Consider the following 12,081-nt stretch of genomic DNA (forward strand, 5'->3'; position numbering starts at 1 on the left):
CCTACCAATCAGGTGCATCCATAATTAGTTTTATCATGCTATTCGGATCTGGCTCTAGTTCAAGACCAATTCGTTCAACCAAGTCACCATTACTGTCTTCTATATTTGCATAAATACTTAAATAAGTAATAGGGCCTTTTCCAGCTGAATCAAAACCTGAATATTTACTTGGTAATTGAATCTGCGTCGGTTTTCCATAGATTGCATTATAAGTTAAGATCTCATTGCTACCATCTATGTTATATACCGTGATTTCTATATTGCATGACTTTCCAATTAATTCAGGAACAACTTCCCAATTCCCATTGGGCTCAGTGGTCCCATTTAAAGGATCCTCAATCAAACTGGTACAGACAATCGGGAAACTCAAGCCTTGATTGCTGACATAAACAACTTCACGATCTGCCAAGATAATATTAACATTACCTGTTAAACCTGAAGTTTGCTGGCCTTTATAACGCACCCATTGATTACTCTCAAAAATTAAAGCCGTTTGTGCAGACCAATCCAACTGCCCGTCTGGGTCTTTTATACCTGTGAGGAAACGACCGCCATCTTGCGATATTGAAAAATCCAACTGGTCATTTATTTTGCCAAAACATGCCACAAACGTCCCATTGGGTAGTGCACATTTTACAAAATGATCTGTGGCTGATTTTCCAAGATCAATAATCACATTACCTGAGGTTGTCGAAGTTTTTTCACCCAGCATCGTGCCTGTTAGATCTTTTGCAGTCCAATGAATTGAACCACTCGAAGGCATATTCACCACCGTCAATCCTTCTTTAGGAATACTGTTGGATTTGGTTAAGGATGAACCATCATTTAAGCTGATTTTTGCAGTCACATTGCATGGAATCCCCTCACCATTGGATTGGCACTGCACAAAGACTGAACCTGCATTTTCAAATTTCAAATCCCAGTTCCATGTTGAAAAATGCTTCACTGTTGCATGTACAACAAGGCCTGTAGACGATTGGTTTGACAGCATTACCTGCCCAATACCTTCTTCAATCCACAAGCCACTCACTTGGTCAAAATACCACATTGGAATTTGTGTACCTATTTTCATCTGTTGATTATTGATACTCTTTATCGGCAGATTCATTTGAAGGTCTGCTGTTTTACCAGCTGCAAGTTGTAATTTCTGACCACCTACATCTTTAAATGTGGCTGTAATCATTCCAGCACTGATCAGATCCACGATGTTGCCTTGCGCATCGCGTGCTACACCATTGGCAGGCATTGCATTTAAATCACGATTGGTAATATCCCATGGAGTAAATTCAACAGTCACTGCGCCTGTGGCTAGGCTGCCATCTGCTTTTACAAAAGCATTGGCGGGGATGCTAATGCGTGCACCCAAATTTAAGGATTGAATCACTTGAGCGTCAGAGATCTCTGACACAGGAACAATTTGTTTAATGGCCAATAAATTTGCTGAGATTGCTTTTAAATTGGCAACATCATAAACAATTGACTGCGTGATAAAGCCTTGTTTTTCAAATTTAGCCACCACTTTTTGTGTGTTTTGAGGAAGCATCAGCTTCAACGTCGCATGACCATTTTGATCTGTTTTAACACTTTGCCCTTGTATTGTAATATTTGTATTTGGAATCGAAGCGCCATCAACCGTTTGAGCTGAAACTAAAACCTCGCGGTTTATCGTTGTTGCTCCCTGCTTTACTTCTATTTTCTGTGTAGTTGAGTCAGTCCGACCTGCTAGGTCTGTTATCGTCAGGCTCACGGTATATTGACCAACTTTGGTATAAGTATGTTCAACTGTAGCACCTGTTCCGCTTGAACCATCTCCAAAGTTCCAAGCATAGCTAGCAATTGCACTGGCTTCTTTTGCTTGATCAACCGTACTTTTGGTTGCATCAAATTTTACAACTTCACCGATACTTGGCGCTGTTGGACTATATTCAAATTTGGCTGTAAGACCCTGTTCAAATTTTGTTGAAGAGTTACAAGCCAACAAAAGTAAGCTTACCCATGCAAAAAGAAACCATTTTATATAATTTTTCGATCTCATCATTCTGATCACCTTATTGTTATTTAATTCGCGATATCCATCACGATAACTTATATTACTGTGAATTAATTATTAATAATAGCTGTTTTATTTTAAAAATATTTTAATATTTTGCTCAATCTAACCGAGTTGATGCTTACTGTATCGAATCAAGTAATGGCAAAAAATTTGATTGAATATCGATAAATGAAAGAATGACCTTGATTAGAAATAAATATTTTTCTTTACAATTCAAAATCTTATACTTATGCATTTAATAATTAATGCTTTTATATGTATGTATTTTTTAATTAAAGACTTATTTTTTCCACTACACAGATAAAATTTAAGTAATAGCCATATAAAATTCACTGCAATGAATAGCCTGAACTCTTAAAAATATTTAAACAATAATAAGCAAAATTATGACTTCAGGACAAACACTTGTTTTTCTATCGGGCGGTGATGATCTATTTCAACAAGGCTTAACTCACTTCCAAAACAAGCGCCCGTATCTAGAAAATAGCAATTATGCTTCTTGGTGACAAAATCAACCACGGTATGACCTAGAAAAACCTGCTCCACACCGACAACTGTTGAATAACGCATAAAGCGTTTATTTTTAATTCTTCCTCTGCCCCATAACGCCAATTCGCGACTTTTAGATCGTGTCGCAACTTTAAACGCATCCCAATCATTTAGATCTATATCGGCATGCACAAAGCCATACTTCTTATTTTGATAAATGACTTCTAACAGTATGGGTAAAGTGTTTAATTGATCGATGACTTGTTGCTGCTGATCTGGACTTAATGCATAAAACCATTTTCCACCATGATGCGCATGCATATCTTTCATCATCGGATCGATCTGCGACAATAAACACATTTCTTCATGATTGCCTAAAACAGCTTTAAACCAAGGCTCTGCAAGCAGATGCAAACATTTCAAACTGTCAGGACCACGATCAACAAGATCCCCTACAGCAATCAATAGATCCTTTTCAAAGTTAAATTGAACACGTTCAAGCTGTTGCATCAACAGATCATAACAACCATGTATATCACCTACCACAAACAAGCGACCTGTCTCATGGGTATAGGTCGCTACATGCGCGAGCTTGTGTTGCGATAATTCAGACATAGACTGATCTTTGATTAAAACTCAATTGAAGCTGCTTCAATATGCTGGTTTTCTTTGGCTAAATCCAAATATTTGCTGGCAGTTTTTTTATTTTTACGCACCCCGATCCCATCTTTATAAATTTTAAATAATTCAAAATAAGAGTCGATATCACCATGATCGGCAGCTTGTTTAAACAAATCTGCACTTTGGGTTAAATCAGCCTCTACACACTTACCTTCCTGATACATTTGTGCCAATAAGAAGAAGGCACGTGGAACTTTCAACTCTTTGGCTTTGTTTAACCAGAATAATGCCCCATCCGCATTGTTTTGACGTTGCTCAAAAATTGACATACACAGCATGGCCTGAACATGGCCTTTCTCTGCAGCTGAATTTAGTAATGGAAGGTGATGTTCATGTTCTAAAGGCAATAACATCGACAATTCAAACTGGGCATCTGGATGGTTTTGCATTGCAGCACGTTCTAACCAAGAAATACCCTGATCAAGATTCTTCTCAGTTCCCATACCATAGCGTAAACACTGTGCTAAAGAATATTGAGCTGGAACATTACCTGAAACAGCAGCATGCGATAATAAATCAAAAGCGAGTGCTGCATATTCTTTTTGCTTTTGCTCAGTTTTGGCATTTTCCGAATTTTTCAACAGTGTCACTGCAGCTAAATAAGCAGATTCGATATGTCCATTTTTTGCAGCTTTAAGTAAAAACTCTTGCACAACTGCCGCATCCGCTTTAGCACTTTGTTGTTCAATAAGTGCGCGAACATAGCAGCCAAATGGATCATTATGTTCTTGCGCGATATCGGCATATTTTAAAGCAGCATCAAGATTGTTCTGTTTTAAATAACTAAACGCCAATAAAGCACAGGAAAAATGGTCTTTTTCAGCGATTTTTAACAATTCATTTTGTACTTTGATCGAATCAAACCCTGAAAACTCTACAAAAAACTTCAGGCTGTTTTGATGCTGATTTTTTAAATAATTGTTTAAAAGTAATAAGTATGCTGACTGTGGATCCTGTGATAATTGTTGTTGTGCATAAACAAAAATTGCTTCTGGATGATTCAATTGAACTGCTTGTTGCAAATGCATTAAAGCTTGAGCTTTTGTCAATTGATTGGTTGCATTGTTCAAGCCAAGATAAGCAAGTTCTAAATGAGCCAGTGCATGATTAAGCTTTGCTGCATGTTGAAAAAAAAGAATAGCTGACTGCACACTTTGATTTACATAACGGCCTAAAACATGCCACTGTCCTAACAAAGTACTTGCAGGTGCAAAATTCTGATTAGAGGCATTAACCAACAAATCAACACGCGCTTGAGCGTCTTGCTCATTTTGAGCAAGACCTTGTTGTTCTAATTTAAGTACATCGATATACCAAGCTTCTGCTTGCTCTGTTGCATTTAAGCCTAAATTTTCAGTTTTATTGGTATTTCCTGACATCTTTTATTCCTAACACATGTGCCATTGCAAGTATAATCATTCCCATCTTACAGAGGACTCGGCTGAATCTCAAAGGGAAATGTTGAATCAATATTCATCTATTCGCGAAATACTCAAATAAATCCGAGAAAGTGTTAAAATCTGTGCAATATTTTTCCTCACCTTAGATATGCCAAATTCTCAACTCACTGCTGTGCTCTTCATGGTTTTATCTATGGTGGCTTATCAGATCAGTGCCTCATTTGCGAAACAATTATTTGAGGTTTTAGATCCGATTACCGTCGTGACCTTAAGATTATGTTTTGCGTCTATTTTAATTATTTTAATGTTCCGTTCATGGAAAATTATCAAGCGTTTACCTTACCTAAGATGGAATGAGCTACTTTATTATAGTGGTTCAGTCTGTTTGATGAATGTGCTGTTCTATGCCTCTTTAGGCAAATTGCCTCAAGGTATTGCTGTTGGATTAGAATTTTTAGGGCCTCTGACTTTGGCACTGCTCTCGATTAAACAAAAAACTGACTATATTTGGGTATTTCTTGCCATCATTGGCATTGCTTTGATGGTGCCTTGGCAAGATGCGACCGCACATAACTTTTCCTATCTTGGTGCTGCCTTTGCTTTAGGTGCGGGTGTCTGTTGGGCAAGTTATATTTATTTTGGGCAAAAAGTTGTACGACAAAATATTGGTATGCATGCACTAAGTATTGCAATCGTCTTGTCTGCCTTGGTTATGCTGCCAATTAGTGCTGTACATAACCCAGATGCCTTGCTACAAACACAGTACTGGGGCAAAGCTTTGCTGATTGCACTTTTAGCAACCGCGATTCCGTATGCCTTAGATCTGCTTGCTTTAAAACAATTAAGCAAAATGAGCTATGGTACTTTATCGAGTCTATCCCCTGCACTTGCCGCAATTTCAGGTATGGTTTTACTGAATGAACATATTACTGCTTGGCAAACCGTTGCTTTAATCTGCATTATGATTGCCTCGGTAGGGGTAACATTTAGAGCGGCGAAAAGCTCAAATGCTCACTAAAACATTCTCAATACTGACCCACTGCCAGTCATATAGAATCCCGACCATATTTACGCGATCTTAAGGAAGAGAAGATCAGTGTAAATATATGATGGATGAGAAGCATCTCATTAATTTAAAAAAAATTGTAAATATCGTTCAGCAATCTGCTCATCATTCTCTGGGTACTTTATAGCTTCAATTTTATTTAGTTGCCTTTGTAGACAAGTCAACGAAATACCAGCCAACAGACTTAGCCAACCAAGCGGATAATGTCTTTTGCTTTATACTTTTTATATTCCGATAAATATTTCTTTGCTAAGATTAATTTTTGATTTTCATCTAAAATCTTTAGCGCTTTTTGAAAAAAAGAATGCTCTTCTTGATGAATATGATGCGCGATGATTTCAGATAATCGTTTCGCTAAAACCAGCCAGCGAGAGTGGCTAAAATCTGTTTGTTCTAGCGATTGTAATATTTCATCCATCTCATGATGTTCAGCCAGTGCCAAACGGGTAATATTTAAACCTGAATCCGTCATCATTAACGGAATATAAAAATAGCGATCTTCTGCAACAGCATGGGCAAATAATTCATTTTTCAATAAATTAAAAATTTTCCTTCGTTCAGGACTATCGCCTGAGGTATGTGTTAATTGTTCTGACAAATCCTTCTGAATGATATGACTTTCTCTCAAAGCCTCAAATATATTCATCTAAATCCCTCTTTTTATAATCCTATTTGATATTTACCTTCCATTGCTTCGGTTTGTGATTTTTCGATCAAGAAACCAACAATCTTAGAAGACAAATCAAAAAAAAGCCTTACAAAATTTAAGCTTTTTTGTATCAAAAAAAATTAACCAGAGAATCTAGCAAATTACGCGACAAACATTTGATAGGCCAAGCGACAAATCAAAATGCTAACCAAAATCAAAAATAGAATACGAATAAAACCACTGCCATATTTCAGTGCCATTTTCACACCAACCAATGAACCACACACATTGGCAACAGCCATCAGCAGGCCCAATTGAAATAACACATGTCCAGTGGGAATAAAGAAACTCAGTGCGGCAAAGTTGGTCATGAAATTGCCAATTTTGGAAAGCGCCGATGCGTGCAAAAAGTCAACTTTCAGATAACGAATAAAATAGAAGATGAAAAAACTACCTGTACCTGGCCCAAATATCCCATCATAAAAGCCGATCAATAAACCACCTACACCCGCGATCAATAACATTTTACGCGTGATTTCTTGTTGAAAATGGACTTGTCCAAATTGCTTCTTAAAAAATGTATAGATTGCGATCACAATCAGCATAAATAATACAAATGGCCGCAAAATTTCTTGGGGGATCAGTGAGACACAAGCAGCACCACCAAATGAGCTAATAAATGCAGTGATTCCAATCACTGCCAACAGCTTCCACTGAATTTTGACTTGTTTTAAATATGAAAAAGCAGCCGAAGCTGTTCCACAAATCGAAGCCAGTTTATTGGTTCCAAAAACTGTGGCGGTAGGATAATGCGGTAAAGCACCCATCAATGCAGGAATTTGAATCAACCCTCCACCTCCAACAGCGGCATCAATTGCCCCTGCACAAAAGGCAAAGAATACTAAACTGAGGATGATATCAAATTCCATAACATTCACTTATCTTTTAAATGCGTCTATTAAAAAGGCGCTGAGAGACTTAACCTTGCTTTGGCTTAATCCTGCTTGAGCTTAATCAGGCTTAGATTTAAACTGAGTCATTTTCTAACAATGAAACGAAATTAAAGGTTTAGCACGCGTTTAGGCACTAAACGCTTTTTATCGGTAATTTCAGCCAAGCCTAAACATTTATCACCATCAAAAACCAAGACTTCAGCTTCGGCAACATGCTCAATATTACTTTCCATACCACGGCTAAAATATTCCGCACGTCCTTCAGGTACCTGAACTTTAGGAAAATGATCAATTGGTGCATAGACAGGCAGCAACAAGGCTTCACGCGCTTGTTCAGTCAAGCTTTCCAAATGCTCAATGGTATATTCCGGAATCAAATCAAAATGACCCGTTTGAGTTCGATTTAAATACGTTAAATGCCCGTAAGTTCCCAATGCTTTGGCAATGTCTTCACCCAAAACACGAATATACGTTCCTTTAGAACAAGTAATATCCAAGGTCAGGCTGTGCTGATTAAACGCAATTAGCTCAATGGCAAAAATATGAATTGGCCGTGCATCACGTTCAATCTCAATTCCCTGACGCGCCAACTCATATAAAGGACGGCCTTGTTTTTTTAAGGCTGAATACATTGGCGGAACTTGTTGAATATCTCCGGTAAATTGCGCCAAAACCTGTTGAATACTGTCTTCACTTAATTCAGGTACGGCCTTTTCAAGTAAAACCTCGCCTTCAACATCACCCGTGGTCGTGCTATGCCCGAGTTGAACAGTCGTTTGGTAACGCTTGGTCGAATCTAACAGATAGTGTGAAAATTTAGTCGCTTCACCTAAACAGATTGGTAAAAGTCCAGATGCCAAAGGATCAAGTGCCCCTGTATGCCCTGCCTTTTGAGCGCGATACAACCACCGCACTTTTTGTAGCGCCGCATTTGAACTTATGCCTAAAGGCTTATTCAATAAAAAAACACCACTGATATGGCGACGCGGTATTTTCTGAGCTTTTGAAGACATATTGGTCTGGATACGGAGAATAATGCGCTATTTTAGCAAAAACCATTCGTCTATTTTTACAAATTTTCTGTTTGAAATTTCGAATTCTGTGGCAAATTATTTTTTCAATAAAAAATCTAAAAATAGTAGGAATATTAGATGGATCTATCTAAAAAAATGATTGGGATCATCATTGGTAGTCTCTTGATCATTCTTATAGCCGTGATTTTTTGGCTAAAACCTAATACAGAATCGACTGAAACACCACCAGCTTCTGAAAAAGCACTCGAACAACAGATGGGGCAATTGGCCTCAACTCAGCTTCCAGCCTCCGAAGCACTGAGCTTTGCCAGCAAAAGCCAACAAGACACGCAAATTAATTGCCAAATCCGTGCGGATGCCTCCAATCGATTGATTGTCAATGAACAGACCAAAGATTGCTTTGAATATTTCATCACCCAATATGGTGAAAAAAGCATTGAGCAAATCAAAGCAGATTTTCTCAGCTATACCAAAATCAGCTATAAAGAGCCTGTGCTATCACAGTTAAATGATCTCTGGGCACGTTATATTGATTACAGAAGTAAATTAGGCGATTTACAAGCACCCACCGCAGATAAAGAAAGCGCAAAGTATTATCAGCAAATTTTAGTCAATACTCAAAACTTAAGAAAAAAATTCTTCTCGGATTATGAAATTCAAGGCTTATTTGGCACACAAGATACCTATGACCGATATACGGTAGACCGCCTAGAAATTATGGATAATCAAAAATTATCTGCTGCTGAAAAAGCACAAAAACTCAAAGAGCTTTTCGAGCAACTCCCCGAAGACTGGAAAGAGAATTTACAACAACTCAATCAACTTGAAGACTTAAGAAAGCTGACAGCAGAGATCAAGGCGCGTGGTGGTTCTGCACAAGAGATCCGTCAAATGCGCACCAATTTAGTGGGACCAGAAGCGACACAACGCTTAGAAACGCTTGATGTACAAAGAAATGATTGGAAAGGCAAAGTTAATCAATACCTTGCTGAACGTGACACTATCCTCAAAAGTAATCTGAGTGATTCAGCCAAACAGCGTGCTGTAGAACAATTGAAATCACAACAATTTGCAAATCAACAAGAGCAACTCAGATTACAAACTTTTGAAACTGTGCATGATCAAGGAGGAAAATTACCCTTTGCAAATTAGCCATGAAATACATAGCCCATCGCTAAAATGATGAAAAAAGCGAAAACAAAAATATTTAGATTATGCATTTATAGCACGTTTTATGGCTTGAGTTTGCAAGCCAGACTCAAGGATCTCTGTACATTTATAACTCAGGGATACCTACAAGTCTGCGGATACAAAGTGGAAAATAATATTTACAACACCCTATAAGGAGGACGCACACAAACTAAAAACTTGCTCGGGATTGACACGATTTTAATGCAACTTGCACCTTTGGTTTAGAGCAATAACGATAATGATGGTATGCCAATCGCTTGAGATCATAAGGGTTGTAAGCAACTTTTAGCTTGCAACACAGACGTCATGTCAATCAACAATTCACTTAAAAACAACAAGAGTATTTTAATATGAAATTTAAAATCAATATTTTCGCCCTGAGTTTAATCATTGGATTAAGTTCGATGGCTGCATCTGCATCTGGCTTACAAACTGTAAATCCACGTTATGTCAGTTCAAACTATGCAAAAACCAAATATCCAATTGTATTTAATCATGGGATGTTCGGTTTCACACGTCTGGGGACTTCCTCCTTTGGCATAGATTATTTCTACCAGATCCTCCCTGATTTAGCTCGCAATGGCGCAAAAGTTTATGCGACACAAGTCTCCCCATTGGAGTCGACACAGGTTCGAGGTGAACAACTCTTACAGCAAGTCGATGAAGTCATCGCACTGACTGGCTCACCCAAAGTCAATCTGATTGGGCATAGTCATGGTGGCCCAACGATTCGCTATATTGAAATCGTTGCACCCACAAAAGTTGCTTCTTTAACTGCTGTTGCAGGGGCAATTAAAGGTTCTAAGATCGCGGATGATATTTTAAGTAATCGAGGTGCAAATACGCTGCTGACTATCTTTAGTCAACATATCTTAGCACCAGTGATTACGCTTCTCGAAGGTAATCCATCCCTCCCCCTCAGCCTAAATAACTCTTTACAAAGTGTGAGTGAAAAAGGGGCTGCTGAATTTAATGCAAAATATCCAAGTGCTGCGATTCCCAAAGACTGTGGCAATGGTCAAAAAGTAACAGCCAATGGTGTTTATCATTATTCTTGGACGGGTACAGCCCAATTCACCAACATTTTTGATGTTATGGATGGCGTCATTTCCACACTCGCACCTTTATCTTATAAAAATTTAGATAATGATGGCTTGATGAATCGTTGCAATACCCATTATGGGCAAGTGATTCGAGACAATTATCGTCAAACGCACTTGGATGAAATCAATCATGTTTTAGGGCTACGTGGAATATTTTTTGCACCAAACCCACTTGCTCAATATCGTCAGCATGCCAATCGTCTGAAATTACAAGGCTTGTAAATATTGCCGATGAGAGGCGATAAAATGTACTGTTCATTCAGTATATTTTATAGTTGAATAGTAAATGATTCTGGATTCAAATTTTGTACTAAACATTGTATTGAATTTCGAATTCCAGAATCTGATTTGATATAAGATTTAAAAAAACAAAGAAGTTAAAAGTTTGTGTTCCTGCAAACATGATCAGAATCGAGGCTTTACACTCAATACATTTAAAATTGAGGTATGTAAATCGCCCAATAATAAAATAGATGGAGTTTTAACATGAAATATGGACGTATTATCGCGAGTCTACTGCTGGCGAGTACATTATCAACCGCATATGCATCTAATAATGCGCAAAAAGTGACTGTCAGTAAAGTAAACTCGGACTATGCAAAAACCAAATATCCTGTGGTATTTGTGCACGGTATGGCTGGGTTTATTCGTGCTGGCGATGTTTTAGGATTAGACTACTGGTATCAAATTTTACCAGATTTGGCTCGCAACGGCGCCAATACATGGGCTACGCGAGTATCACCCTTTAATTCTACTGAAGTCCGTGGTGAGCAATTGGCTCAGCAAGTCGAAGAGATTCTGGCAATTACCGGCAGTCAAAAAGTCAATCTGATCGGCCATTCGCATGGTGGTCCTACCAGCCGCTATGTCGCAGGCATTATGCCTACCCAGGTTGCATCTGTAACCGCTGTTGGTTCACCACAAAAAGGCAGCCCTGTTGCAAACGTTATCTTAAGTATAGAAAGCACGCCGCTTCAAGGCCCATTGGTGAGTGTGGTCAATTTATTTTCAAAAGCAATTGTCTGGGCGCAAGGTCTTGACCCGAAAGAACTTCCCCATGATGCGTTAGCAGGTGGGAAAAGCCTCACCATTGAAGGTTCTGCGCTATTTAACAGTAAATTCCCGATGGGCGTTGGCACCACAGCTTGTGGTGAAGGGGCTTATCAAGAAAAAGGGATTCAATTCTATTCATTTACGGGCAATACAGCCGTCACAAATCTTCTCGACTTGGATTCGGCCCTACTTGGCACAAGTTTATTAATTAATGCTGGTCGTGATAATGATGGTTTAGTTCCACGGTGTAGTGCCAAATTTGGCAAAACGATTCGTGATGATTATCGTTGGAATCACTTAGATGAGGTCAATCAAATTTTAGGATTGCGTGCAATTTTTTCACCAGATCCAGTACAAGTCTATCGTGAACATACCAATCGCCTGAAACTACAAGGGCTTTAACTGTAGC

General features: G+C 38.5%; 10 protein-coding genes. 4 read left to right on the plus strand and 6 right to left on the minus strand.

Annotated features, from left to right (window positions below; all coding sequences use genetic code 11):
• Position 1 precedes the first annotated feature (1 nt).
• The 3 genes from GJV03_RS01210 to GJV03_RS01220 all read right to left on the minus strand — a co-directional run bounded on the left by GJV03_RS01210 (position 2) and on the right by GJV03_RS01220 (position 4,602).
• Complete coding sequence (locus GJV03_RS01210; protein WP_154129289.1) at positions 2 to 2,038, minus strand: PKD domain-containing protein; 2,037 nt, start codon at positions 2,036 to 2,038, stop codon at positions 2 to 4.
• Between the two features lie 399 nt (positions 2,039 to 2,437).
• A complete protein-coding gene (locus GJV03_RS01215; RefSeq protein WP_004718259.1) occupies positions 2,438 to 3,157 on the minus strand; it encodes a metallophosphoesterase in 720 nt (239 codons plus the stop codon).
• 14 nt (positions 3,158 to 3,171) lie between these two features.
• The gene (locus tag GJV03_RS01220; RefSeq protein ID WP_151956636.1) at positions 3,172 to 4,602 is read right to left on the minus strand and encodes an SEL1-like repeat protein; all 1,431 of its coding nucleotides are present in this window, start codon (positions 4,600 to 4,602) and stop codon (positions 3,172 to 3,174) included.
• Between the two features lie 169 nt (positions 4,603 to 4,771).
• Here GJV03_RS01220 and GJV03_RS01225 point away from each other — a divergent pair, with 169 nt between their 5' ends.
• Positions 4,772 to 5,641: an EamA family transporter gene (locus GJV03_RS01225; RefSeq protein WP_056516700.1), complete on the plus strand. Its 870-nt coding sequence runs from the start codon at positions 4,772 to 4,774 to the stop codon at positions 5,639 to 5,641.
• A 232-nt stretch (positions 5,642 to 5,873) separates the two neighbouring features.
• On the opposite strand, the gene GJV03_RS01230 is transcribed toward GJV03_RS01225, so the two are convergent.
• From GJV03_RS01230 to truB, 3 genes are all read right to left on the minus strand, one after another.
• The gene (locus tag GJV03_RS01230) at positions 5,874 to 6,335 is read right to left on the minus strand and encodes a hemerythrin domain-containing protein (protein ID WP_105714030.1); all 462 of its coding nucleotides are present in this window, start codon (positions 6,333 to 6,335) and stop codon (positions 5,874 to 5,876) included.
• A 164-nt stretch (positions 6,336 to 6,499) separates the two neighbouring features.
• Entirely contained in the window at positions 6,500 to 7,267 is a 768-nt protein-coding gene (locus GJV03_RS01235) for a TSUP family transporter (protein ID WP_004718268.1), read from the minus strand.
• A 131-nt stretch (positions 7,268 to 7,398) separates the two neighbouring features.
• A complete protein-coding gene (gene truB / locus GJV03_RS01240; protein WP_105714031.1) occupies positions 7,399 to 8,304 on the minus strand; it encodes a tRNA pseudouridine(55) synthase TruB in 906 nt (301 codons plus the stop codon).
• Positions 8,305 to 8,442: 138 nt separating this feature from the next.
• Here truB and GJV03_RS01245 point away from each other — a divergent pair, with 138 nt between their 5' ends.
• The 3 genes from GJV03_RS01245 (at position 8,443) to GJV03_RS01255 (ending at position 12,074) form a co-directional block, all read left to right on the plus strand.
• Positions 8,443 to 9,477 carry a lipase secretion chaperone gene (locus tag GJV03_RS01245; RefSeq protein WP_154129290.1) on the plus strand — a complete coding sequence of 345 codons (1,035 nt, stop codon included), beginning with the start codon at positions 8,443 to 8,445 and terminating at the stop codon, positions 9,475 to 9,477.
• A gap of 389 nt (positions 9,478 to 9,866) precedes the next feature.
• Positions 9,867 to 10,841: a triacylglycerol lipase gene (locus GJV03_RS01250; protein ID WP_004718274.1), complete on the plus strand. Its 975-nt coding sequence runs from the start codon at positions 9,867 to 9,869 to the stop codon at positions 10,839 to 10,841.
• A 264-nt stretch (positions 10,842 to 11,105) separates the two neighbouring features.
• Complete coding sequence (locus GJV03_RS01255; protein WP_004718275.1) at positions 11,106 to 12,074, plus strand: triacylglycerol lipase; 969 nt, start codon at positions 11,106 to 11,108, stop codon at positions 12,072 to 12,074.
• Positions 12,075 to 12,081: the final 7 nt, after the last annotated feature.

It is taken from the genome of Acinetobacter sp. RIT698, from assembly GCF_009668065.1.
Classification (GTDB): Bacteria; Pseudomonadota; Gammaproteobacteria; order Pseudomonadales; family Moraxellaceae; genus Acinetobacter; species Acinetobacter guillouiae.

Coding starts and splice junctions, on each gene's coding strand:
- GJV03_RS01210 (WP_154129289.1), bottom strand. CDS start 2,038: ATGATGAGATCGAAAAATTATATAAAATGGTTTCTTTTTGCATGGGTA.
- GJV03_RS01215 (WP_004718259.1), bottom strand. CDS start 3,157: ATGTCTGAATTATCGCAACACAAGCTCGCGCATGTAGCGACCTATACC.
- GJV03_RS01220 (WP_151956636.1), bottom strand. CDS start 4,602: ATGTCAGGAAATACCAATAAAACTGAAAATTTAGGCTTAAATGCAACA.
- GJV03_RS01225 (WP_056516700.1), top strand. CDS start 4,772: ATGCCAAATTCTCAACTCACTGCTGTGCTCTTCATGGTTTTATCTATG.
- GJV03_RS01230 (WP_105714030.1), bottom strand. CDS start 6,335: ATGAATATATTTGAGGCTTTGAGAGAAAGTCATATCATTCAGAAGGAT.
- GJV03_RS01235 (WP_004718268.1), bottom strand. CDS start 7,267: ATGGAATTTGATATCATCCTCAGTTTAGTATTCTTTGCCTTTTGTGCA.
- truB (WP_105714031.1), bottom strand. CDS start 8,304: ATGTCTTCAAAAGCTCAGAAAATACCGCGTCGCCATATCAGTGGTGTT.
- GJV03_RS01245 (WP_154129290.1), top strand. CDS start 8,443: ATGGATCTATCTAAAAAAATGATTGGGATCATCATTGGTAGTCTCTTG.
- GJV03_RS01250 (WP_004718274.1), top strand. CDS start 9,867: ATGAAATTTAAAATCAATATTTTCGCCCTGAGTTTAATCATTGGATTA.
- GJV03_RS01255 (WP_004718275.1), top strand. CDS start 11,106: ATGAAATATGGACGTATTATCGCGAGTCTACTGCTGGCGAGTACATTA.